Raw genomic sequence first — 23,632 nt, forward strand, 5'->3', positions numbered from 1 at the left:
GTAAGCGGTGCGCGAGCGACGAACCGGCAAGCTCAGTTCAGCTTCGCTTTACGCGATAGACCGCAAGGCTACCACGCCAGTTCGCACCCCAACGGATGGACTGCCCACCATGCAGCACGGCGCGATCGAGGATCTCGATACCCACTTCCGGGGCCAGCGCCTCGAAATCCCGAATGGTGAGGACCCGCACGTTCGGCGTGTTATGCCATTGATACGGCAGCGTTTTCGACACCGGCATGCGTCCCTGCAAGACGGTCAGCCGATGCCGCCAGTAGCCGAAGTTAGGGAACGAGACAATGCATTCACGCCCGACGCGCACGGTTTCACGCAGGATGGCGGCGGTCTGATGGATCGTTTGCAGCGTCTGCGAGAGGATCGCGAAGTCGAAACTGTTATCTTCGAACAGGCGTAGTCCGTCTTCCAGATTCTGCTGAATCACGTTCACGCCTTTCTGGGCGCAGGCGAGCACGCCCGCGTCGTTGATCTCAATGCCATAGCCCGCGACATCGAGTTCTTCGGCGAGCAACGAGAGCAGCGACCCATCGCCGCAGCCGAGATCCAGCACCGATGAGTTCGGTTCAACCCAGCGCGCAATCGCCCGAAAGTCCGAGCGCAAAGAGAGAGAGTCCAGCGTGATTTGGTTCATGCGCCCACCTCGGCGGCAATGCGTTCGTAATAGGCGCGCATCAGGTTGTGATAACGCGCGTCGTCGAGCAGGAAGGCATCGTGGCCGTGCGGCGCATCGATTTCGGCGTAGCTCACCGTGCGTTTGTGATCGAGCAGCGCTTTCACCAGTTCGCGCGAGCGGGCGGGCGCAAAACGCCAATCGGTGGAAAAGCTTGCGATCAGATATTTCGCCGTGGTGTGAGCGAGCGACTTGGTCAAGTCGCCGTCGAACGCCTTGGCGGGATCGAAGTAATCCAGCGCGCGGGTGATCAGCAGATACGTGTTGGCATCGAAGTATTCGGCGAATTTATCGCCTTGGTATCTTAAGTACGATTCCACTTCGAACTCGACGTCGAAGTTGAAGTTGTACGCATCCAAAGCGCCTTCCGCACGACGCAACGCACGGCCGAACTTGGCGGCCATGTCGTCATCCGACAAATACGTGATGTGGCCGATCATGCGCGCGACCCGCAACCCGCGACGGGGCTTGATGCCGTGCGCGTAATAGTCGCCGCCATGGAAATCGGGATCGGAGAGGATGGCGGAGCGCGCGACTTCGTTGAACGCGATGTTCTGCGCGGAGAGTTTCGGCGTCGATGCCACCACAATGCAGTGCGCCACGCGATCCGGATACATCATGCTCCAGGCCAGCGCCTGCATGCCGCCGAGACTACCGCCCATGACCGCGGCGAAGCGCTCGATACCGTATAGATCCGCGACGCGAGCCTGTGCGTGGACCCAGTCTTCAACCGTGACAACGGGGAAACTCGCGCCGTAGGGTTTGCCTGTGACGGCGTTCACGCTCATGGGGCCGGTCGAACCGAAACACGAGCCCAAATTATTGATGCCGATGACAAAAAACCGGTTGGTATCGAGCGGCTTGCCCGGACCCACCATGTTGTCCCACCAGCCGACGTTCTTGGGGTCATCGGCGTAGATGCCGGCCACATGATGCGACGCGTTCAGCGCATGGCAGACGAGCACGGCGTTCGAGCGCGCAGCGTTGAGCGTGCCGTAGGTTTCGACGACGAGATCGTAGTCACCGAGCAAGCTGCCATTTTGCATGCGCAGCGGTTCGGTGAAATGCAGTGTTTGGGGAGTGACGACGCCGATTGATTCCATTCATTCCGCCTAGAGAAAACAGGGCGGCTAAACGGCGTCGGCGATGCGCGGAAAGAGAGAATCGGCGCGGCTGACAACCTCTTTAGCCGCATTTATAGTGAACCGGTCAGGGTTCGCGCGCCCGCAATCGAGTCAGCAAATCGGCGCGTTGAAACAAATCAGGATAGCGGTGAAGTATATCGGAAAAACGGAAAAGGGAGCTAAGGGGGCTCACGGAGCGGCGAGACAGGCGATGACCTTTGAAGTCCGTACTACTTTCGCGCTTCGGCGGTGATCGGCGTGACGCCCGCTCTAGCCGAGGCTGCGCAAGTCTTTCAAAGAGCGGATCTTGAGATCGACGTAGTGCGGCCGTCCGCTGCTGGGAGACCGAAACGACCTCGCGCCGCTGGCATTCAAAACCGACGGCAGATGCCCCGTGATCCAGACCGTGCGAATTCCCAAGCGCTTATAGCGTTTCAAATGCCCACGCGTATCTTCTACAAGAACCGCGTCGGAAAGTGGCACATGAGCCCGCCGCATCGCACGCCGAAGCATTCCCGCGTCGGGCTTCGCGCGCCAATAACCGCTTCGATCCTGCATATCCTCGATGGCAATCACGCGTTCAAACAGCTTGGCGATACCCAGTTCGTTGAGCACGGCGTGGGCATAAATTGAAGGCGCGTTGGTCAACACAATCTTCCGTCCCGGAAGCCCGCGGATCATTCGCGCGAGACCGCGTTCGGCACGAACCATGGATCCGAGATCGGCGAAGGTATGGACTACGTGCAGGAAGTCGGTGGCATCGACTGGATGATGGCGCACCAGGCCGAGCAGGGCGGCGCCGTATCGCTGCGTATAACCGGTGCGCAACCGGTTGGCTTCGTTCACATCCACGCCCAACCGGTCGATGATGTACTGCGTCATCCCGCGATTGATCGCGGGGAAAATCGCGTGCGACGCGTGGTGCAGCGTGTTGTCGAGATCGAATAGCCAGACGGGGCGCTTGTTCGCGTTCAACCGGCGTCGGGAGGAACGCAAAAGCTCAACTCGAGCGCCGGCAGGTTCCACGTTCAATGCGAGCGGATCATTGTCCCGAACGGCTGTTCGGTCAGGATTTCGAGCAGCACCGAATGCTCGATTCGCCCATCGATAATATGCACCGAGCGCACGCCGCTCTTCGCCGCGTCGAGCGCCGATGAAATCTTGGGCAGCATGCCGCCGGAAATGGTGCCGTCGGCAAACAGCGCGTCAATCTCGCGTGCCGAGAGATCGGTCAGCAGATTGCCTTCCTTGTCCATCACGCCGGGGATGTTCGTCATCATCACGAGCTTCTCGGCGTTCAGCACCACGGCAAGCTTGCCCGCGACCAGATCGGCGTTGATGTTGTACGACAAACCGTCTTCACCAAAGCCGATTGGCGAGATGACCGGAATGAACGCGTCGTCTTGCAGCGCCTTCACCACAGCCGGATTGATGGCTTCGACTTCACCCACCTGACCGATATCGATGAATTCACCCGGATTGTCGCGATCCGGCATGAGCAGCTTGCGCGCGTGGATCAGGCCGCCGTCCTTGCCGGTGAGGCCGACCGCATGGCCGCCGAAATGATTGATCAGCGTAACAATATCCTGCTGCACTTCGCCGCCGAGCACCCATTCCACGACTTCCATGGTTTCTTCGTCGGTGACGCGCATGCCTTGGATAAACGTGCCCTGCTTGCCGATCTTCTTGAGCGCCTGGTCGATCTGCGGACCGCCGCCGTGCACGATCACCGGGTTGATGCCGACCAGCTTCAGCAGGATCACGTCGCGCGCGAAGCCCTGTTTCAGGCGCTCCTCGGTCATGGCATTGCCGCCGTATTTGATCACGATCGTCTTGCCGTGATACTGGCGAATATAGGGCAACGCCTCAGCCAGAATTTCGGCTTTCAGGGTCGGCGCGATCTGCGTAAGGTCGGGAAGCTCGGACATGGCGGCGATAAGGCGAGGAGCAGTTTAAACAGGCGGAATTGTACAGGACTGACGCGCTGCATCATGCGTTTCCGATAGCATTCCGATGACGGGTGAAAGTTAGCCTCTGGTCGTGCCAGTATGGGCTTGGCGCGTGAAATAATAGTGCGATCGGGCATGCGTGGGCGGGTCGAAAACGTGGCGCTTCGGCAACGGCCGCATCGCGCGCAATGCGGCTCGTGACTGTCTGCTGCGTTTTCAAAAGGCTTGGCTCCCTAATGAGTTCCACTGATCCCGCTCTGAATCCCGCTTCACAATGCTGCGCTCTGTGCGGAGCGTTTTTCCGCTGCGCTCAGCAAACCGGCGATGCGCAATGCTGGTGCGCAGCGCTTCCGGCCTTGCCGGCCGAGCGCTTGAATCCGCGCATGACGTGCCTTTGCCCGGATTGTTTGCGTGAAGAAACGCAACGTAGCATAAACATGTGAATGTCGCGTTCGTCGCTGAGTTGCCAGAATTTGCGCGCACGTGTTTTTTGTGTCGGCAGAATGGCCCAAGTAAGCGAATCAAGAAGAAACCGAGCACGAAAAAAATCGGCGATTCGTTGCCAGATCGCCGATTTTTGCTGATTTGAACTCGTCGTAGTGCTTACACGGCCGTTTTCTTTGCCGCCCGCTTACGCGGCGCCGCGCCCGTATGTGTTGCCGCGAGCGCGGCCAGATCCCGCGCGACGTCGGCCATCACCGGCTCCCACTGCGAAAACTCCTTCTGCCTATACAGCGTCGCCGTCGGATACCACGGGCTGTCCGTGCGCTCCAGTTGCCACACCCAGTGCGGATTGACGTCGAGGAGAATCCAGGTCGGTTTGCCCAGCGCCGCGGCCAGATGCGCCACGCTCGTGCAAACGGTAATAACAAGATCGAGTGAATCGATGAACGCTGCCGTGTCGTCGAACGTTTCAAACTTGCCGGTGCGATCCGCGATCTCAAAACCACTGTCCCGAGCCGTGGATACCGCGCCCGACGCATCCTTCTGCAGCGAGAAGAACGCAACGTTCTCGATCCCGCTGAACGCTTTTGCATATCGCTCGATGCCCACGCTGCGGAACATGTTGCGTTGATGACCTTCGCTGCCGCTCCACACAAGACCGACGCGCAGGCGTTTGTCGGCGGCGAATTCGGCGCGCCAGTCGGCGGCGAGGTCGGCATCGGCGGAAAGATACGCGCGTTTTGCCGGAATGGTGTCCGCGTCGACGCCGAGATGCAGCGGCAGGCTTAGCAACGGGAAATGGAAATCAAACTCGGGCAACGGGCCGTCGTGCGGCAGGCATTCGACCCCTTTCGGCGCCATGCGTGCCATCAGCGGATGCACCGCTTTGAATGCGGCCCACACCAGCGTGCCGCCCTGCGCATGAACCTTTTTCGCGAGCATGGGGACGAAACGGGAGAACTGCAGCGCGTCGCCGAAACCTTGCTCGCCCCAGAGCAATAAGGTCTTGCCGCGCAGCGCTTCGCCGTTCCATCGTGGTGCCGAAAAGTCCGGATGCGCGTTGCGGAGTTCGCTTGAACCGTCCCAGCGTGCTTCGAAATTGGCCCAGCCGCGAGCGTAGTTGCCCTGCGCGAGATCGAGAAGCGAGAGATTGAACGGTAGTCGTGGCATTCCAGGCGTGAGCTCCGCGGCTTTCCTGGCGGTTTCTGTAGCGTCCGGCCAGCGCTGCGCTTCTTTTAACGCGAGACTGTAGTTCGACAACGCGAGCGCATTCGACGGATCGATCTCAACCGCGCGTTTGCCAGCCGCAAGCGCATGCTCGAGTTCGCGGCGGCGCGGATAGATGCGGGACAGATTAGTCCACGCTTCAATATCGTTCGCGTTCGCGGCGACGGCTTCTTCCAGCATGCTCAGTGCTTTATCTGCGTTGCCCGTGATTTCGTAGGCGACCGCCAGATTGTTGCGCAGGGTCGGGACGGTCGGTTCGACTGCGTGAGCGCGTTCGTAAAAGGGAATGGCTTCTGCGTGACGGTTGGCGAGCTGGAGCACATAGCCAAGATGCCAAAGCGCGAGCGCGTGCTGCGGATGACGATCGACGACTTGCGCTGCGAGCTGAATGCCGTCGGCGATGCGGTTCTGCTTCAGCATTGAATCGATCAGATCGAGACCCGTCTCCGGCCGATCAGCTTGCAACATCAAGGCTGCTTGCAGCCATACGGCGCGCTCGACCTGATTGCCTTGCGCGTTCGCAGTGCGGGCGTTGTCAATGAACGCGTCCAGCGCACGCGGGATAATGGTGTCTTGAGTGGTGCCGGTCTGTGGCGCTTCGCTGAGAAGCTGATTGGGGCGGGAGGATGGGCTGTTAGTCATTTTGAATATGCGGCCGTGCCGCCCTGTACGAGACAACGCTAGATGTTGCGGCAAGCGACTAAGTCAAACCATTAGACTAATCTGAAATATGAGGTGAAATTCACCGCGATGCATCGAATAACGAACACAGGCCGCGTCAATCTCGGTCACCTGTTTTGGCTCCGCAGCCTGGCAATCATCGGTCAATTGGTTACGATCGCCGTCGTACAGGCGTTTTACGGAGCGCATCTCCCGCTAGCGGGCATGCTGACCATTGTCGTGCTGGAGGTATTGTTCAACGCGCTGACATGGGTACGCGTTGCGCGTGCGCAGCCTGAAACGAATCTCGAACTGTTCGGGCAGCTCTGGGTCGATCTCGGCGCGCTGTCCGCGCTGCTGTTCCTGAGCGGCGGCGCCACGAATCCATTCGTCACGCTGTACCTGCCGTCGCTCGCGATTGCCGCTGCTGTGCTGCCGTGGCGTTTAACGATTTGGCTCGCGTTGTTCGCGGTCGTCTGCTATTCGCTGCTGACGGTCAGCTACGTGCCGCTGAACATGGAAGATCCGCTCAATTTGTTCGAATATTTCCGCATTGGGCTGTGGGTGAACTTCATGGTCAGCGTGGGGTTGATCGGCTGGTTCGTAGCGCGGATGTCGCGTGCGCTCCGGGTGCGGGATTTTGCGCTGGCCGACGCCCAGGAGCGGCTCCTGCGCGACGAGCGCGCCGTGGCGCTGGGTGTTCAGGCGGCAACGGTCGCGCATGAAATTGGCACGCCGCTGTCGACCATTGCAATGCTGAGCGAGGAGTTACGCGATTCCGCCCGGCACGATCCGCATCTCGCCCCGTATTCCGCCGATATCGAACTGCTCGAGCAGCAAATGACGCTGTGCACGTCCGCGCTCGCGCGTCTGCGCAGCCGCGCGACCGGACCCGCGCCGCGGCAGCCGCTGGATGACTGGCTGCATGGGTTTGTTGAACAATGGCGGTTGCGCCATCCGCACGTGCGTTTCGAGTTGATCGAGTCGGAAAACGAAGCGGAAGAACACAAACGCGCGGGCCTGTTTCTCAGCGATCCCGTCGCGGTAGGGCAAATACTGACCATTCTGCTGGATAATGCGGCGCGGGCCAGCAGCGATTCGGTGACGCTGATGACGTCGGCGAGCCGGCACCTTGGCGAACCCGTGATTCAATTCGATGTCCGCGATCAGGGCCCCGGCATTCCGGCGGCATTACGGGGTTCGCTCGGCGCGATGCCCGTCGACAGCACGCAAGGCGGCCACGGTGTCGGCTTGTATCTGGCATTCTCAGCGGCAACGCGGCTTGGCGGGTCGATCGAGCTGGCGCCGGTCAGCCCGCACGGCACGCATGCCATCTTGCGTCTCGTCGACACAAGCGCCCCCGAATCGCGGGAAAAAGCAGCAAGGACGGGCCGCGGCGGCGTCGCCGCTTCCGTCACTACGGAGAAAAGAGCATGAGCGATACAAATTTTTTGGTCATCGACGACGATGAGGTTTTCTCGGGCATCCTCGCGCGTGGCCTGACGCGGCGCGGCTATACGCCGCATCAGGCGCACGACGCCGCCACGGCGTTGCGATTGGCGAACACGCAGAAGTTCGGGCAGATCACCGTCGATCTGCATCTCGGCAATGATTCCGGGTTGACGCTTGTCGCGCCCTTGCGCGATCTTCAGCCCGACGCACGGATTCTCGTGCTGACGGGTTACGCGAGCATCGCGACGGCGGTTCAGGCCGTGAAAGACGGCGCCGATAACTATCTGGCCAAGCCGGCGAATGTCGAGACAATCCTGTCCGCGTTGCAGGAAGAGGCCAGTGAGCAGACGGCCGAAGACGCTATCGAGCACCCGGCGCTGCTGTCCGTCGCGCGACTGGAGTGGGAGCATATCCAGCGCGTGCTGGCAGAGAACAACAATAATATTTCAGCCACGGCGCGAGCGCTGAACATGCATCGGCGGACACTGCAGCGCAAGCTGGCGAAAAAACCCGTGCGGCAATAAACGTTATGTAGAACGTAAAAGGGCGGCTCCTGATTTCAGCGAATGACTGAAATCGGGAGCCGCCCTTTTCTGATACGACGTTGTTACAGCACGTAGCGCGACAAATCTTCGTCTTCGGCTACATCGTTCAACGCTTTATCGACATAAGCGGCATCGATCTTCACCGGGTGGCCCGTGTGATTGCCCGCCGCGAACGACACTTCTTCGAGCAACTTTTCGATCACGGTATAGAGCCGCCGCGCACCAATATTCTCGGTCTTCTCGTTCACCGAAAACGCGATTTCAGCCATCCGGCGAATCCCTTCCGTGCTGAATTCGAGCTGTACATCTTCGGTCGCCAACAACGCTGTGTACTGCTTCACAAGACTGGCATCGGTTGTATTCAGAATGGATTCGAAATCCTCCACGGACAGGGAATCCAGCTCCACGCGAATCGGAAAACGCCCTTGCAGTTCGGGGATCAAATCGCTCGGCTTCGCCAGATGGAACGCACCGCTCGCGATAAACAGGATGTGATCGGTCTTGATCATCCCGTATTTTGTGTTGATGGTGGTGCCTTCCACGAGCGGCAGCAAGTCGCGTTGCACACCGGCCCGCGACACTTCCGCGCCACCCGTTTCGCTGCGCGACGCGATCTTGTCGATCTCGTCCAGGAACACAATACCGTTCTGCTCGACGTTCTGAATAGCCTTCGTCTTGACCTCTTCGTCATTCAGGAGCTTGCCGGCTTCTTCGTCGGTGAGCATCTTCAGCGCGTCCTTGACCTTCACTTTGCGATGCGTTTTCTTGCCGCCGCCGATATTCGCAAACATGGAACGGATCTGGTCGGTCATTTCCTCCATGCCCGGCGGCCCCATGATGTCCATGCTTGGCTGCGGCGCTTCGATGTCGATCTCCACTTCCTTGTCGTCAAGCAGGCCTTCGCGCAGACGCTTGCGGAACGTCTGACGCGTGCTGTTCGCGCTGTCGTCGTGCAATTCGGCCGTGCCGAAACCCGCCGCCGGCCGCGCGCTCGGCAGCAGGATGTCCAGGATCCGGTCCTCGGCGCGATCGATGGCGCGCGAACGCACCTTGCGCATCTCGCTCTCGCGCGTTTGCTTGACCGAAATTTCGATCAGGTCACGCACGATGCTGTCCACATCGCGCCCCACGTAGCCAACCTCGGTGAACTTCGTTGCTTCAATCTTGATGAACGGCGCGTCGGCGAGTTTCGCCAGACGTCGCGCGATTTCGGTCTTGCCGACGCCGGTCGGTCCGATCATCAGGATGTTCTTCGGCGTGATTTCCTGGCGCAGCGGTTCGGCGACTTGCTGACGGCGCCACCGGTTGCGCAACGCCACGGCGACCGCTTTTTTCGCGCGGCCCTGGCCGATGATGTGTTTATCGAGTTCCGAGACGATCTCGGCGGGAGTCATGGTGGTCATCGTTGGTCCTTGTCCTGTGCTCGCGAATACGCGAAAGCCGTGTTACTCGATCGTCTCGATGACGCGATTGTGATTCGTGTAAATGCACATATCGCCCGCGATTGTCAGTGCTTTTTCGACGATATCGCGCGGCGAGAGTTCGGTGTTTTCGGAGAGTGCCTGCGCCGCGGCCTGCGCATACGCACCGCCCGAACCGATCGCGCAAATGCCGTTTTCCGGATCGAGCACGTCGCCGTTACCCGTGATGACGAGCGTGGTTTGCGCGTCGGCGGCAATCAGCATGGCTTCCAGCCGACGCAGCATGCGATCCGTGCGCCAGTCTTTCGCGAGCTCGACGGCGGCGCGTGTCAGGTTGCCCTGGTGTTTTTCCAGCTTGGCTTCGAAGCGGTCGAGGAGCGAAAACGCGTCGGCCGTGCCGCCCGCGAAACCGACCAGGACCTTGCCGCCATAGATGCGGCGCACTTTCTTCGCGCCGCCTTTCATCACGATATTGCCGAGGGTGACCTGGCCGTCGCCACCGAGGGCGACCTTGTCGCCGCGTCGTACGGAGACGATGGTCGTGCCGTGAAATTGTTCCATGTGCATTCCTTTGAAAGCGGAGTGGGCGCGGCGGCCGATAGACCGGTGTGCCGCCGCGCCGCCGGGGAATCCGTTGGGAGCGTGAGGCGTTCGGGCGCGCTGCAATGTTGCGCTCGAACAGACTCTGGCCACGCCCGCGCCACGAAAGCGCGTCCAGTTTATTTTAGGGCGCTGAGGAATTTATCAAGACGCTTCTTGCGCCATCTTGTGTGCGACGGCGTTTTGGGTCGCCAGCCTGACGGAGTAAGTCCGATCGGCTGCAAATACAGCGTACAAAAACAAAAAGGCACACGATTTTTCGTGTGCCTTTTGTGTTTTCCAGCGGTGTTTTTCACCGCTTTCCAATCGCTTCGATACAAATCCCGGCGGCAGCTTTCCCGCCGCGGTCCAGGCCGCAGCGTACGCCGCTCCGGCAGATCAGTCGCCGAACAACTTTTGGCGCAGTTCGCGTCGTTCCTGCGCTTCGAGCGAGAGCGTTGCCGTCGGGCGCGCGATCAGGCGGGGGATGCCGATGGGCTCGCCCGTTTCTTCGCACCAGCCGTAGTCGCCGGACTCGATACGCGCCAGCGACTGCTGCACTTTCTTCAGCAGCTTGCGTTCGCGGTCGCGTGTGCGCAGTTCGAGCGCGTGCTCTTCCTCGATCGTCGCGCGATCAGCAGGGTCCGGAACGATGACGGTTTCCCGCAGGTTTTCCGTCGTCTGGCCCGCATTCTTGAGAATGTCGGCCTGCAACTGTTCCAGCCGGACCCTGAAGAACGCGAGTTGATCCTCGTTCATGTAATCCTTGTCGGCCATCTTCAGGATTTCGTCTTCGGTCAACAATCGTTTCGTCGTCATCTGGCTTGCTTCTTCAATGTGGGGCGATGTCGTTCGCCATCTTCGCGGTCGCTCGCCGCGCTCGCCGCCGCCGTTGTCCGGTTTACCCGCACTTCAGCGATATTCGCCAACAATTACTGCATGCACTTACTACGCTAAACGGGCTGCGACTCTCGCGGCGCTGGATAGCGCCACGCAGGGCCGATTCATTTGGACCAATCCTTTACTGATTTTCAAGCAAATCGATCGGTGTCCGATGTTCGGAACAACACCTTACTTTTCACTTCCACTCTCGCGCCGGGGCTTGCAAAACAACGGTGAAACGTTGCTCGCGGCGCCGGCGGGACAGCTTTCCAGTACTTTTCGGTACTTTCCAGTAGCACTTGCGCCGGGCTTTGTAGTCAAGGCTTGCCGGTGTACCGGCTTCTCCAGTGGGGCTGTATTGTAACTGAATCGCAAATGCGTACTACACCTGAGCAAAACACTGGCGCGATTCGTTTGTTATCTCAAAAATATAACGCGCTGACGTTTAAAAAGCGATGGTTCTTGGTGGTCGTGAACACATATTGCAACGACGTTCATCGCGAAAAAGCGCCGACTCCCGAAGGCGCAGCGATTTTAGCCTCGCTAACGCGTCGCAATGGCTGCGCTTCAGGAGAGAAATAGCGAGAACTGTGCCGAAAGCGGAGGTTTTCGGATTGCGCGGCGGCGCGAAGCCGCCGTGTGAGGGCTTCGCGTTTCGCCGGTTTCTTCGGTTTTCTTCGGTTCAGCGCATTCAGCGCATTCAGCGTCTTCGATCAGACCAGACAGGCGGTCAGTCCGTCGATGATCAAATCCTGCGGCAGTTCAATACCAATAAACACCATTTTGCTGTTCTTCTTTTCGATCGGTTGCCATTTCGCGGCAAGGTCGCTGCCCATCATCTGATGCACGCCCTGGAACACGACCTTGCGATCGACACCCTTCATAAACAGCACGCCCTTGTAGCGCAACAGGCGTTCGCCGTAGATCTGCAGGATGCCACCGAGGAAATCTTCGAGCCGGTTGGGATCGAAGGCGCGGTCGCTGCGGAATACAAACGACTTGATCTTGTCGTCGTGATGCGCGTGATGGTGATTCGCGTGACCATGCTCATGGTCGTGGCTGTGATCGTGGCCACAGGTGGCGTGGTCGTGATCGTCGTCGTGCGCATGGTCGTGCGCGGCGTGATCATGGTCGTGATCGTCTTCCGCCAGGAAATCCGGATCGATTTCAAGCTTCGAGTTCAGGTTGAAGCCGCGCAGATCGAAGATTTCCTTGATGTCGGCATCGCCGAAATTCACTACTTTGATCGCGGCGCGCGGGTTCATGTGAACCAGCCGGTGCTTGAGTGCGTCGAGCGCGGCGGCGTCGACCAGATCGGACTTCGTGATGAACAGGCGGTCCGCGAAACCTACCTGGCGCTGCACGACTTCGTGCTCGTCGAGCTGATGGTTGGCGTGCTTCGCATCGACCAGCGTGATGATTGCGTCGAGCAGGAATTCGTCGGCGACGGTGTTGTCCATGAAGAACGTTTGAGCAACCGGGCCAGGATTCGCGAGGCCGGTTGTCTCGATCACCACGCGATCGAAGTTCAGCGTGCCGGCCTTCTTGCGGTCGGCGAGATCTTCCAGCGCCCGCGCGAGGTCACCGCGGATCGTGCAGCAGATGCAGCCGTTGCTCATCTGGATGATCTGCTCGTTCGTTTCCTGGACGAGGATCTCGTTGTCGATGTTCTCTTCGCCGAACTCGTTCTCGATCACGGCGATCTTCATGCCGTGCTGGTCGTTCAGGATGCGCTTGAGCAACGTGGTTTTGCCGCTGCCCAGAAAGCCGGTCAGGATGGTAACGGGAATCATGGTGGTCGCCCTGTTCTTTAAAGTCGAAGGATCGTGCGGCATGTTTTCGGGCTGCGGGCGTGGCCTGAGGCGCCTGCGCGACGCCCGAAAACATGCGGTCGGTCGATTATTGAAACATATTTGTCAAGCGGACGCTCTGTGCTGTCCTGAACGCGCGCTGTCCGAAGCGCTCAACTATGGGCGATCAGGCGATTTGCAACAATAGGCCTTTCAGGTATTCCCCTTCGGGAAACGCGGTTAAAAGCGGGTGATCGACGCCTGCGCCAAGGCGCTTCAGGATACGTGCGTCGACTTTCGCGTCGGCCGCGGCGCCTGCCACGATCTTCTGGAACAGATCGGCGTCAATGGCGCCAGAGCACGAATAAGTGAACAGGAGGCCGCCTGGGCGCAACAACTTGAAGCCGGTCAAGTTGATGTCCTTGTACGCACGCGCGGCGCGGTCCACGTGTTCCCGCGAAGGCGCGAACTTGGGCGGATCGAGCACGATCAGGTCGAAGCGCTCGCCTTCCTCATGCAAGCGGCGCAAGGTCTTGAAGGCATCGGCGTCGAGCCATTCGGCACGTTGCGGATCGAAACCGTTCGCCGTGACGTTTTGCTGGGCGAGGGCCAGCGCGTCGCCGGAGGAGTCGATCGATACCACGCGTTTTGCACCGCCTTTCAACGCCGCCAGCGAAAAGCCGCCGGTGTAGCAGAAGCAGTTGAGCACGTCGCGGTCGCCGGCATATTCGCGGACAAGCGCGCGATTGTCGCGTTGATCGATGTAGAAGCCTGTTTTATGACCCCGTTCGACGTCGACGTGATATCGAACGCCGCCTTCGTTCGCAATCAGCGTGGCCGGGGGCGGATCGCCGGCCAGCACGCCGGTGATCTGTTCGAGCCCTTCCTTCTGCCGGATAGACACGTCCGAGCGTTCATACACGTTCGGGCAGCCGGTTGCGCTAATCAACGCCTTCACGATCGCTTCTTTCCAGTGTTCCACGCCGGTCGCCATGAACTGGCAGACCAACTGACCACGCTGGCTTTCATCGTCCGCGATGTAGTAATCGACGATCAAACCCGGCAGTCCGTCCGCCTCGCCGAAAATCAGCCGCGTGGCGCCGGTGTCGCGCACCATGGTTTGCCGGTGTGCGATCGCCCGCTGTACGCGGCGCTTGAAGAACGCGTGATCGATGGGCTCGCTTTCGTCGAAACTCCAGACACGGGCGCGAATTTGCGAGACTGGACTGTATGACGCGCGTGCCAGAAACCGGCCATCGTGGGCGCGGATCAGCACGGTGGCACCGGGCGCGGGTTTGCCTTCCACATGTTCTATCGCGGTGGAATAGATCCACGGATGGCGGCGCGCAAGCGACTTGTCTTTCGCCGGTTTCAGCGTGATGGTGTTCATTCGGGTCTTCGGTGAAAGCGCTGACTGGACGGGGGAAGTGAACGCTGAGGAGTTTCGGGCCGCGGTTCTGTTTCTTTTGTTTCTGTTAGCAGCGAGAGAATCTGGGGGGTACGCCGGTCATGCCGGTAACACGGTGAGTCGGCCACGTTTTTGGGCGCAGCGACACGCCCGCATCTTGTTGCTTGCGGCTGCGCCGGCTTAGTCGCGTTTTTTCGCGCGCGGATGCGTCTGGTCGTAGACGCGAGCCAGATGTTGGAAATCGAGCGCCGTATAAACCTGCGTGGCCGCGATACTGGCGTGGCCAAGCAGCTCCTGCACGGCCCGAAGGTCACCGCTGGATTGCAGCACGTGCGTGGCGAACGAATGCCGCAAGACGTGCGGATGCACATTCGACGGCACGCCGGCGAGCAAAGCCATGCGTTTCACCCGATCACGGACCACGTTTGGCGACATCCGGTTACCGCGCACCGATAGAAATAGCGCGTGCGGATCGTCTTTCACGAATTGCCCGCGCACTTCAATCCACGCGCGCAGTGCGGTGATTGCCTTGCTGCCTACGGGCACCGACCGCCGCCGGTTTCCCTTGCCGAGCACATTGACTTCAGCGCTGGCGAGGTCGAGCCAGCCGGCCGACAAATACCCTTCGGATTGCACGAAATGCACGTCCAGCCCGACCAGCTCGGCGAGCCGCAAGCCGGACGAATAGAACAGTTCGAGTATGGCGTGATCCCGCAGCGCTTCAGGCGTGTCGGCCTGGGGTGCTTCCATCAGCGCGTTGGCGTCGTCGACGGAAAGTGCCTTGGGCAAGGACTTCGCGCGTTTCGGCGCACGCACGGTCGCGACCGGATTGGCTTGCATTTCAACCTGCTCCGCAAGCCACCGATAAAACGCCCGCCACGCCGATAACCGATGCGCAATTGAGCGCGCCGACAACCCGCCGCCATGAGCACGCGCTACTGCGCCACGCATGTCGGTGGCGGTCAGCGATTCCAGCGCCCGGCCGTTGGCCAACTTCTTCAGCTCGTCGAGTTCGTGTGTATAACCGCGCAACGTATGGTCCGATAACCGCCGCTCGTGCTCGAGCATCGAAAGATAGGCGGCTACCGGATCGTCGGTCATGTCAGTGGGGCAGCAAGCGGCTGAGCGCGGCGCTGGCAAGCGTACCGATCTGTGTAAGGAAGTCGGTGGCCATGCCTTCGTGGAACCGGCGCGGATCGGGTGACCCCAGGACCAGCAAGCCGAACGCGGGCGCTTCGGGACCGGCGGCCGGATCACGCAGCGAGAGCAGGGCGATGGATTCGGTGGTGTTCGCGGTGTCCACGACACCATCCGTTGTAGCCGATGCCACCGAGACCGAACTCGCCGATGTCAGCCACTGTGCAGCCTCGAAGCCGGTGTTCGGCCCGCAATATGGCGTGGTCAGGCCGCTCGTGAAGGAGCGGACTTCTTCGCCCGTGGTCCGCGCGAATTCGGCTTGCGCGTAGGGCTCTGCGACATCCCACACGCGCAGCGCGGCCTGCGGCACCTCGAAGATTTCACACAGGCCAGCAGGAATGGTTTTCGGCAGCGCATGCGGATCGCGTTCGGACATGACGCGAATGGTCCATCGATGAAACTTCGCGGCGATGCTGTCGTTCTCGTGTCCGTAACGAAGCAATTCGGCCAACCGGCGCTCGATCTGCTTGTTCTTGTCGCGCAGCATTTGCATCTGGCGTTCCTGCAGCGACACCGCGGACTTGCCATGCGGATTGGACAGCCGGATCGCGCCCAGCAACTCGGCGTGCTCGGCAAAGAAATCCGGATTGGCGATCAGGTAGTCGGCGACTTCACGTTCATTCATGGTATCGGGCAGCATCGGGTTCCTGACGGTCAGTCGGCGCGAGCGAGCGTGGGATCAAGCTCGATCTCGCCTTCGAATACGGTGGTGGCGGGGCCGGCCATGAAGAGCGGGGCCACGGCGTTGTGCGCGCCTTCCCAGGCAATGGTCAGCACGCCGCCGTGAGTCTGGACCTGCACCGGCGAGTCGAGCAGTCCGCGCCGGATACCCGCCGCGACCGCTGCGCATGCACCAGTGCCGCACGCCAGCGTCTCGCCCGCGCCACGTTCGAAAACACGCAGCTTCACCGCGCCACGATTCACGATCTGCATGAATCCCGCGTTCACTCGCTTCGGAAAGCGCGCGTGATGTTCGATCACCGGTCCTTCGATCAGCACGGGTGAATTTTCCACGTCGGCCACGATCTGTACGGCGTGCGGATTCCCCATGGATACCACAGAGATCCAGCGCGTTTCACCTTGTACGTCGAGCGGCCAGAGGGTGTCGGCGCCCTCGTTGCGGCCTTGCAATCCTTCAGCGCTGAATGGCACCAAGGCAGGTTCAAACTCAGGACGGCCCATGTCCACCACCACGTCGCCGTTCTCCTGCATGGTCAGCACGATCACGCCGTGATGTACCTGCACCCGAACACTCGTCTTGCTGGTGAGGCCACGGTCGCGCACAAACTTCACAAAGCAGCGCGCGCCGTTGCCGCAATGCTCCACTTCGCCGCCGTCGCAATTGTAGATGCGGTATTTGAAATCAACGCCTTCAATGTCTGGTTTTTCGACCAGCAGCAACTGATCCGCGCCGACGCCGAAATGCCGGTCCGCAAGCGCGCGCACCTGGGCTCCGCTCAGCGAGAGCGGTTTGGAGTAGCCGTCGAGCACGACAAAGTCGTTGCCCGCGCCATGCATTTTGGTGAATTCGAGTTTCATGACGCTATTGTAAGTGACGCGCAGCAACGGCATGCACTAGACCGAATGGGGGATGAGCCCAATCTTGTGCAGCAATCTTCGATTGTTTCCCGGAGACTGGTGCAAGGGCGTTAATAAAAGCCCGGCTCGCCCGGCGGCCGCGTCTTGAAGCGCTTGTGCACCCAGTAATACTGTTCGGGCATCAGGCGGACCTGCTCTTCAAGGAACGCGTTCATGCGGCGGGCGTCGGCTGCATCGTCGCCGGTCGGGTAATTGTCCCAAGGCTTGAATACTCGCAGCCGGTAACCCTTGTAGTTCGGCAGGACTTCGCCCACGAACGGCATGATTTGCGCGTGGCCGGTCTTGGCCAGGCGGCCGACCGCCGTCAGGGTGCATGCTTGCACGCCGAAGAACGGCACGAAGGTGGAATTGCGCATGCCGTAGTCCATATCGGCGCCGAGCATGACGGGCTTGCGATCACGCAGCCAGCGCAGCACGATCCGAGCGCTGTCCGCGCGGCTCGCCATTTCGGCGTCGAAACGGCCGCGCTGCTTCTTCGCTATGTCATCGAGCGCTTTGTTCGACATCGGCTGATACAGCGATCCGCAGGGCCTGTGCAGCGAGTAGTTGATCCACACCGAAGCCGCCTCGATCGCGACGAAGTGAAAGCCGAGCAACAACGTGGGCGGCATGTCGGGATCGAGGAGATCGACCTCGCTATCCACCTGGATCAGCTTGGTGAGTTTCTCCGCCGAGCCGAACCATTGCACGCTGCGCTCCACGTAACTGCGGATCGCGTGCCGGAAATGCTTCTGAGCGACTTCTTCCCGGCGCTCGGGCGTCCACTCAGGAAAACACAGGCTGAGATTGATATGAACGATCCGTTTCCTGTGGCTCGGGACTTGATAAAGCAGCCAGCCGAGACCGTCGCCGAAACGTGCGGTGATGCCGTAGGGAATGAGGGCGAGCAGCTTCAGGAAGCCCACCGCCAGCGCGACGCCAATGCGACCTAACATGTGACGCTCCCATGGGTCCGGAAGAGAGGAGGGGTTCGACTTTGCCGGGGAGCGTTCCGGGCATGACGCGGGTGAGGGTATTTCTGGGTTGGCAGCAAACGTTCGGCTCTGTGACAAAAGTGAGAAGCCGCTATAATAAAACCTTCGCCGAGTTAATGGACAACTTGCGGGGCGAAGCCGGATAGCGCTTGACGGTGCTATCCGGACCATGTTTTCCGCTAAAGCGTCGCCGCTTCAGACTCCAGACGAAGTCGGCTACGTGAGCAACTTACCCGTACTCAAATGGAGTCTGAAGCGTGTCAAACAATTACTTCTTTACCTCTGAATCCGTCTCCGAAGGCCACCCGGACAAGGTAGCCGACCAGATCTCCGACGCCATCCTTGACGCCATCCTGGCGCAGGACAAGTATTCGCGCGTCGCGGCCGAAACCCTTTGCAACACGGGTCTTGTCGTTCTGGCGGGCGAAATCACCACGCAAGCGAACGTCGACTACATCCAGGTCGCGCGTGACACCATCAAGCGTATTGGCTACGACAACACGGAATACGGCATCGACTATCGCGGTTGCGCGGTGCTTGTCGCCTATGACAAACAGTCGCGGGACATTGCGCAAGGCGTGGACGCCGCTCATGACGACAATCTCGATCAGGGCGCAGGCGACCAAGGCCTGATGTTCGGCTACGCATGCGACGAAACGCCCGAGCTTATGCCGCTGCCTATTCACCTGGCACACCGGCTGGTTGAGCGTCAGGCGAATCTGCGTCGCGACGGTCGCCTGAACTGGCTGCGTCCGGACGCGAAGTCTCAAGTCACTGTGCGTTATGTCGATGGCAAGGCGCATAGCATCGACACCGTCGTGCTCTCCACGCAACATGCACCAGACATCGAACTGAAGGCGCTGCGTGAAGCCGTGATCGAAGAGATCATCAAGCCGGTGCTGCCGCCCGAGCTGATCAAGGGCGACATCAAGTTCCTGGTCAATCCGACCGGTCGTTTCGTGATCGGCGGTCCGCAAGGCGATTGCGGATTGACGGGGCGCAAGATCATTGTTGATACCTACGGTGGCGCGGCGCCTCATGGCGGTGGCGCGTTCTCGGGCAAGGATCCGTCGAAGGTCGATCGTTCGGCAGCGTATGCCGGCCGTTATGTCGCGAAGAACATTGTCGCGGCAGGACTGGCTTCGCGTTGCCTGATCCAGGTGTCCTACGCAATCGGCGTGGCGCGTCCGACTTCGGTCATGGTCAACACGTTCGGCACGGGCCGAGTGTCGGATGAAAGGATCCAGGAACTCGTGCTCGAGCATTTTGACTTGCGTCCGAAGGGCATCATCCAGATGCTCGACCTGCTGCGTCCGATCTATGAGAAGTCGGCAGCGTACGGCCACTTTGGCCGTGAAGAGCCGGAATTCTCGTGGGAAGCCACAGACAAGGCGCTCCTGCTGGCGGAAGCCGCCGGTACGGAACCGGTTGCTGAAACGGCCTGAGTGTCTGGTTTGAGTATATAAAAAGCCCGTTGAGCGTCGCGCTCAGCGGGCTTTTTTGCGAGTGCGCTGTTGGCACGCTCTGTTCATGCGTTGGACACGGCTACGTCCGCTGTGCGCAACGCGTTGCATCATCCGGTACAGGCAGCAGCAAAAGCGCACACGCGTGGAGTCAGGTTCCAGCTAACGTGTTGGGTCTTCAGAAGTAACCAGCAGGCAGATCAGCGGACAGCAAACGCAAACCATTCGTCGCTGGTCGAAAGCCTGCGCGGACGACGGCTTGTCGTATTAATTACACCGGGCGCCAGTTTCAATTTAGCCACGGGCGCGCGTAATTGCGTTGGTTTTCGCAATAGCGCTTTAAATGCGGCTTGTCGCGATGCCGCCCTTAATCGCAGATTCGAAAAAAATCCGTGAAACCAGGAGCGAATGCCATCGACGGGGTGGGTATTCCTGAATTGTCCTGCGAGCAATTGAGTGCGCGCGGAGTGATGGCGCAAAGCCCGAACAACACTCCGTCCGGCAGGACGTGCCGCACGGACGGCGGCACGGGTAAGACGATTCGTGAAACGGATATTCATGGATTTCACAGGCTCGGGTTCGCAATGGCTGCAACCCGACAATAGTCGGATCAAAAAAAGCGTTCAACAGTTTGATCGATTGAACACAGTAAAAGTTGCGAGCTCGAATCGCGCACTTATTTAATAGATTTTCATCGAAAGCGATTTTCGATGTGCTCTCTCAATGCACGACGGCAGGTTATAGAAGAAATGTTACTACCGGAAGTCGGCATTTTCCCGCACGGATGTTCGAACAAGTGTTCGCCGTCCCGAAACCCGCAGGACGGAGCGCCGGACCGCCCGGGCGATTTACAATCGATGTATTCGCCCTAATTTGCCGGTTTCCTTACAGGATGTATGCCTGATGAAGCAAGCCGGCCAGGCGCTTTCCCTGTGAGTCGATATGCCGAATCAATCGAAGATGGAACAAGTCCGCGCATTGCGTGAGAACGGCTACGTGGTGGTGTCCGGCCTCGTCACGCCGGAACGCTGTGAAGCCATGCGCAACGTAGCGCGGCAGCAGCTGGTGGAAGCGGCGACGCCCGTGGAGTTCGAGGCCGATCTGCAATATCCCGGCGCGCCGAGTTCGAAGGACGCGCCCGGTGGACATACCGTGCGCCGCTTGCTCGATGCCTACGGGCGCGATCCGCGATTCGCCGCGTGGGCCACGTCGCCCGATGTGCGTGGCTGGATGGAGGTGTATTTCGGCGAGGCGGCAACACTTTCGCGCGCCCATCACAACTGCGTGATGACGAAACATCCGGCTTACGGCAGCCTGACCGGCTGGCATCGCGACGTGCGTTACTGGAACTTCGAGCGGGACGACCTGGTGTCGGCGTGGGTGGCGTTGGGTAACGAGACGGTCGAAAACGGCGCGTTGTGGTTCGTGCCGATGTCGCACAAGTTGACGTTCACGTCCGAACGTTTCGATAAAGCCAAGTTCTTCCGTTCCGACCTGCCCGAGAACGAGGTGCTGATTCGGAGCGCGGTGTCACCAAAACTGAACGCTGGCGACGTTGTGTTTTTCCACTGCAACACGCTGCACTCGGCTGGCAAGAATCTCACCGATCAGGTGAAATTCTCGCTGGTCTACACCTTTCGGGGCGCCAGCAACTTGCCGTTGCCGGGAACCCGGTCGGCGTCGATGGAAGACGTGCCGTTGATCTGACACCGACGCCTGAACGCGTGTCAGCGTTTGCTGGGAATCGCCAGGCCGATAAGCCCGGCCAGCATGGCGACCATGCCGCCCGCGATCAGCCAGATCGTCTTGTTGGTTGGCGAGCCGGTGAAGAAGCGCGAAACGTCGTTGCTGAGCGAATGGAACGACTGGCCGCCGAAATACAGCAGCACGACGCCGCCTACGATCAGTGCAATGGAAATCGCCTTGGTCATGAAAATCTCTTCAATGTGCGGACGGCAAGCTTATTAGGCCTTGACCGGAGCGTCCAGCGCCGCATCAGCCCCAGGCGCGGGAGGCTTCGGGGCTGGCGTGATGCCCGGCTTGATCTGGCGCAGCAAGTCGGCCTGCACGTTCGCATAATCGGTCCGGGCCGTCCAGACGGAAATGTTCAGTTTCACGCCGGTATCGGTGTAGTCAGAGACGGCGATCCACGGTTTGGTCTTGTCGTCGATGATGATGCGCGGATCGGTATCCACAATCCGATGCAGCGACGCCAGCGACTCTTCTATATTTTGACCCTCCGGAATGATCACGTTCAACACCACGCGTCGCCGGTCGTTCGCGGTGAAGTTGGTGACCGGGTTCGCCCAGATCGTGCTGTTCGGCACGAACATGATGACGCCGTCGCTTTTGGTCAGACGCGTGGTGAACAGGCCAATTTCGTTTACGGTTCCGGCAGTCGCGCCGATTCCTTCAATGTAATCGCCGACCTTGAACGGCCGCAGCAGCAACAGCATCAAACCTGCAGCAATGTTCTGCAACGTGCCCTGCAGTGCGAGGCCGATAGCCAGTCCGGCCGCGCCGAGCACGGTCAGGATGCTGGCCGCCGCGACGCCAAATTTGCCCAAAGCCGCAACAATGGCGACTACCCGGATTGCCCATTGCACCAGGCTCGCCATGACGGGCGTGAACGTGGCGTCCGCGTTCGTGCGGGCCAGCGCGCGTTTCACCGCGTTTGCCACGCGGTTCGATACCCACCACCCGACCAGCAAAATCAGGATGGCCATCAGTACGTTGAATCCGTACGTCACGCCTGCTGTCAGTAAAAAATCGTAGACAGGGCGTAGTTTGTCCAGCGGGTCCATGAAACTTCTCCTCATTCGAATGAACAGGGTTGGTCTGGGTCCGCCCCCTAATCGTTCCCTTTGCTGGCCATTTGATCAGGTCCCGAATATCGGGATAGCCTTGAAGTCTTTCGGGTCAAGCCCGACGCGAGTCCGCGCGATTCGCTAACATGACGGACTCGGCGCACGTCAGACGACACGTTCCGCGCGATTGTTGCTTGTCTGTGCTTACGCACCCCATTTGCCCCTTCACCAATTCGAGGATTCGTCATGGCTTACGAAGCAGCTTCCGAACGCTATTCGCAGATGGCTTACCGCACCTGTGGCAAAAGCGGCCTGAAGTTGCCGGCGTTGTCGCTGGGTCTTTGGCACAACTTCGGCGACACCACGCCGATCTCCACGCAGCGCGACATCCTGCGCACCGCGTTCGATCTCGGCATTACGCACTTCGACCTAGCGAACAACTACGGGCCGCCGTACGGCAGCGCGGAGACGAATTTCGGGCGGTTGTTCAAGGACGATTTCCGTCCGTATCGCGACGAATTGCTGATTTCGTCGAAGGCGGGGTGGGACATGTGGCCGGGGCCGTACGGCCAAGGCGGCGGATCGCGGAAATATGTGCTGGCGTCGCTTGATCAGAGCCTGCAGCGCATGGGCCTGGATTACGTGGATATTTTCTATTCGCATCGTTTCGATGCCGACACGCCGCTCGAAGAAACCGCCGGTGCACTCGCGACCGCCGTGCATTCGGGCAAGGCGCTGTACGTGGGTATTTCGTCGTATTCGTCGGCTAAAACGCGCGAGATGGCGAAGCTGCTGGCCGAGCATAAAGTGCCGCTGCTGATTCATCAGCCGTCGTACAACATGCTGAACCGCTGGATCGAGGAAGATCTGCTCGATACGCTCGACGACGTAGGGGCGGGCAGTATCGCGTTCACGCCGCTTGCGCAGGGACTGCTGACGGGCAAATACCTGAACGGCATTCCCGCCGATGCGCGCGTCAACAAGCCGGGCGGTGGGTCGCTGAAACAGGAGCATTTGAGCGGGAAGAATATCGAGCACGTGCGCAAGCTCAACGAACTCGCCCAGCGGCGCGGTCAGAGTCTCGCGCAAATGGCGCTGGCGTGGGCGTTGCGCGGCGGGCGCGTGACGTCGGTGCTGATCGGCGCGAGCCGTCCTGAACAAGTGACGGAGAACGTCGGCGCGTTGAAGAACCTGGAGTTTTCGAAGGAAGAACTCGCCGAAATCGATCAGCACGCGACCGAAGGCGGGATCAACCTGTGGGAAAAGCCGTCGACGGATCAGCGAGTCTGAATCCGCTCCGGTGAGCAGAAGGGGCGCGGCATTGGCTGCGTTCCCGGCTGTTGCTCGAAGCCGCCAACGTTGCTTCGACACCGAGGATTGGCGCGGCATTGGCTGCAACGCCAAGGTGAAAACCTGTCGGCAATGC

At 60.0% G+C, this 23,632-nt stretch carries 23 protein-coding genes; 7 read left to right on the forward strand and 16 right to left on the reverse strand.

What is annotated here, in order from left to right; genetic code table 11:
- Positions 1 to 37: 37 nt before the first annotated feature.
- The 4 genes from metW to argB form a co-directional block, all read right to left on the reverse strand.
- Positions 38 to 646 (reverse strand): methionine biosynthesis protein MetW, encoded by a 609-nt coding sequence (gene metW / locus SBC1_RS00375; RefSeq protein WP_165986880.1) that lies wholly within the window; start codon positions 644 to 646, stop codon positions 38 to 40.
- Complete coding sequence (locus SBC1_RS00380) at positions 643 to 1,788, reverse strand: homoserine O-acetyltransferase (protein WP_165085418.1); 1,146 nt, start codon at positions 1,786 to 1,788, stop codon at positions 643 to 645. The genes metW and SBC1_RS00380 overlap by 4 nt, the downstream gene beginning before the upstream one ends.
- A 291-nt stretch (positions 1,789 to 2,079) precedes the next feature.
- The gene (locus SBC1_RS00385; RefSeq protein ID WP_165085420.1) at positions 2,080 to 2,805 is read right to left on the reverse strand and encodes a pyrimidine 5'-nucleotidase; all 726 of its coding nucleotides are present in this window, start codon (positions 2,803 to 2,805) and stop codon (positions 2,080 to 2,082) included.
- A gap of 32 nt (positions 2,806 to 2,837) precedes the next feature.
- On the reverse strand, positions 2,838 to 3,737 hold the full coding sequence (argB, locus tag SBC1_RS00390) for an acetylglutamate kinase (RefSeq protein ID WP_047895360.1): 900 nt from the start codon (positions 3,735 to 3,737) through the stop codon (positions 2,838 to 2,840).
- Between the two features lie 257 nt (positions 3,738 to 3,994).
- On the opposite strand from argB, the gene SBC1_RS00395 reads away from it, so the two are divergent.
- Positions 3,995 to 4,201, forward strand: a complete 207-nt coding sequence (locus SBC1_RS00395; RefSeq protein ID WP_165986882.1) for a cysteine-rich CWC family protein — start codon at positions 3,995 to 3,997, stop codon at positions 4,199 to 4,201.
- 160 nt (positions 4,202 to 4,361) lie between these two features.
- Here SBC1_RS00395 and SBC1_RS00400 read toward each other — a convergent pair whose 3' ends face one another.
- On the reverse strand, positions 4,362 to 6,071 hold the full coding sequence (locus SBC1_RS00400) for a tetratricopeptide repeat protein (RefSeq protein WP_165085425.1): 1,710 nt from the start codon (positions 6,069 to 6,071) through the stop codon (positions 4,362 to 4,364).
- 108 nt (positions 6,072 to 6,179) lie between these two features.
- Here SBC1_RS00400 and SBC1_RS00405 point away from each other — a divergent pair, with 108 nt between their 5' ends.
- Together SBC1_RS00405 and SBC1_RS00410 are read left to right on the forward strand one after the other, a co-directional pair.
- A complete protein-coding gene (locus tag SBC1_RS00405; RefSeq protein WP_165085428.1) occupies positions 6,180 to 7,526 on the forward strand; it encodes an ATP-binding protein in 1,347 nt (448 codons plus the stop codon).
- Positions 7,523 to 8,065, forward strand: coding sequence for a response regulator transcription factor (locus SBC1_RS00410; protein WP_165085431.1), 543 nt, complete (start codon positions 7,523 to 7,525; stop codon positions 8,063 to 8,065). The genes SBC1_RS00405 and SBC1_RS00410 overlap by 4 nt, the downstream gene beginning before the upstream one ends.
- An 83-nt stretch (positions 8,066 to 8,148) precedes the next feature.
- Here SBC1_RS00410 and hslU read toward each other — a convergent pair whose 3' ends face one another.
- From hslU to dksA, 3 genes are all read right to left on the reverse strand, one after another.
- The gene (hslU, locus tag SBC1_RS00415) at positions 8,149 to 9,489 is read right to left on the reverse strand and encodes an ATP-dependent protease ATPase subunit HslU (RefSeq protein ID WP_165085434.1); all 1,341 of its coding nucleotides are present in this window, start codon (positions 9,487 to 9,489) and stop codon (positions 8,149 to 8,151) included.
- A 42-nt stretch (positions 9,490 to 9,531) separates the two neighbouring features.
- Positions 9,532 to 10,068 carry an ATP-dependent protease subunit HslV gene (hslV, locus tag SBC1_RS00420; RefSeq protein WP_165085436.1) on the reverse strand — a complete coding sequence of 179 codons (537 nt, stop codon included), beginning with the start codon at positions 10,066 to 10,068 and terminating at the stop codon, positions 9,532 to 9,534.
- Between the two features lie 417 nt (positions 10,069 to 10,485).
- On the reverse strand, positions 10,486 to 10,905 hold the full coding sequence (dksA, locus tag SBC1_RS00425; protein ID WP_047895366.1) for an RNA polymerase-binding protein DksA: 420 nt from the start codon (positions 10,903 to 10,905) through the stop codon (positions 10,486 to 10,488).
- A 438-nt stretch (positions 10,906 to 11,343) separates the two neighbouring features.
- Between dksA and SBC1_RS00430 the strand changes: the two genes are divergently transcribed.
- Positions 11,344 to 11,550: a hypothetical protein gene (locus SBC1_RS00430; protein ID WP_165986884.1), complete on the forward strand. Its 207-nt coding sequence runs from the start codon at positions 11,344 to 11,346 to the stop codon at positions 11,548 to 11,550.
- 131 nt (positions 11,551 to 11,681) lie between these two features.
- Here SBC1_RS00430 and SBC1_RS00435 read toward each other — a convergent pair whose 3' ends face one another.
- The 6 genes from SBC1_RS00435 to SBC1_RS00460 form a co-directional block, all read right to left on the reverse strand.
- A complete protein-coding gene (locus SBC1_RS00435) occupies positions 11,682 to 12,761 on the reverse strand; it encodes a GTP-binding protein (RefSeq protein WP_165085441.1) in 1,080 nt (359 codons plus the stop codon).
- Between the two features lie 184 nt (positions 12,762 to 12,945).
- Positions 12,946 to 14,148 (reverse strand): class I SAM-dependent rRNA methyltransferase, encoded by a 1,203-nt coding sequence (locus SBC1_RS00440; RefSeq protein ID WP_165085444.1) that lies wholly within the window; start codon positions 14,146 to 14,148, stop codon positions 12,946 to 12,948.
- Between the two features lie 198 nt (positions 14,149 to 14,346).
- Positions 14,347 to 15,267, reverse strand: coding sequence for a tyrosine recombinase XerC (gene xerC, locus SBC1_RS00445; RefSeq protein WP_165986886.1), 921 nt, complete (start codon positions 15,265 to 15,267; stop codon positions 14,347 to 14,349).
- A gap of 1 nt (position 15,268) precedes the next feature.
- The gene (locus tag SBC1_RS00450) at positions 15,269 to 15,988 is read right to left on the reverse strand and encodes a DUF484 family protein (protein WP_165092997.1); all 720 of its coding nucleotides are present in this window, start codon (positions 15,986 to 15,988) and stop codon (positions 15,269 to 15,271) included.
- A gap of 29 nt (positions 15,989 to 16,017) precedes the next feature.
- Positions 16,018 to 16,902 (reverse strand): diaminopimelate epimerase, encoded by an 885-nt coding sequence (gene dapF, locus SBC1_RS00455; RefSeq protein ID WP_165986889.1) that lies wholly within the window; start codon positions 16,900 to 16,902, stop codon positions 16,018 to 16,020.
- Positions 16,903 to 17,012: 110 nt separating this feature from the next.
- Complete coding sequence (locus SBC1_RS00460; protein WP_165085453.1) at positions 17,013 to 17,897, reverse strand: lipid A biosynthesis lauroyl acyltransferase; 885 nt, start codon at positions 17,895 to 17,897, stop codon at positions 17,013 to 17,015.
- Positions 17,898 to 18,193: 296 nt separating this feature from the next.
- On the opposite strand from SBC1_RS00460, the gene metK reads away from it, so the two are divergent.
- Positions 18,194 to 19,381 carry a methionine adenosyltransferase gene (metK, locus tag SBC1_RS00465; RefSeq protein WP_165085456.1) on the forward strand — a complete coding sequence of 396 codons (1,188 nt, stop codon included), beginning with the start codon at positions 18,194 to 18,196 and terminating at the stop codon, positions 19,379 to 19,381.
- A 960-nt stretch (positions 19,382 to 20,341) separates the two neighbouring features.
- Positions 20,342 to 21,106, forward strand: a complete 765-nt coding sequence (locus SBC1_RS00475; RefSeq protein WP_165986890.1) for a phytanoyl-CoA dioxygenase family protein — start codon at positions 20,342 to 20,344, stop codon at positions 21,104 to 21,106.
- Between the two features lie 20 nt (positions 21,107 to 21,126).
- On the opposite strand, the gene SBC1_RS00480 is transcribed toward SBC1_RS00475, so the two are convergent.
- Together SBC1_RS00480 and SBC1_RS00485 are read right to left on the reverse strand one after the other, a co-directional pair.
- Complete coding sequence (locus SBC1_RS00480) at positions 21,127 to 21,330, reverse strand: DUF3185 family protein (RefSeq protein WP_165085461.1); 204 nt, start codon at positions 21,328 to 21,330, stop codon at positions 21,127 to 21,129.
- 33 nt (positions 21,331 to 21,363) lie between these two features.
- Positions 21,364 to 22,203, reverse strand: a complete 840-nt coding sequence (locus tag SBC1_RS00485; RefSeq protein ID WP_165085464.1) for a mechanosensitive ion channel family protein — start codon at positions 22,201 to 22,203, stop codon at positions 21,364 to 21,366.
- A 249-nt stretch (positions 22,204 to 22,452) separates the two neighbouring features.
- Between SBC1_RS00485 and mgrA the strand changes: the two genes are divergently transcribed.
- Positions 22,453 to 23,496: an L-glyceraldehyde 3-phosphate reductase gene (gene mgrA, locus SBC1_RS00490; RefSeq protein ID WP_165085466.1), complete on the forward strand. Its 1,044-nt coding sequence runs from the start codon at positions 22,453 to 22,455 to the stop codon at positions 23,494 to 23,496.
- Positions 23,497 to 23,632: the final 136 nt, after the last annotated feature.

Origin of the sequence: Caballeronia sp. SBC1 (genome assembly GCF_011493005.1) — a bacterium.
Classification (GTDB): Bacteria; Pseudomonadota; Gammaproteobacteria; order Burkholderiales; family Burkholderiaceae; genus Caballeronia.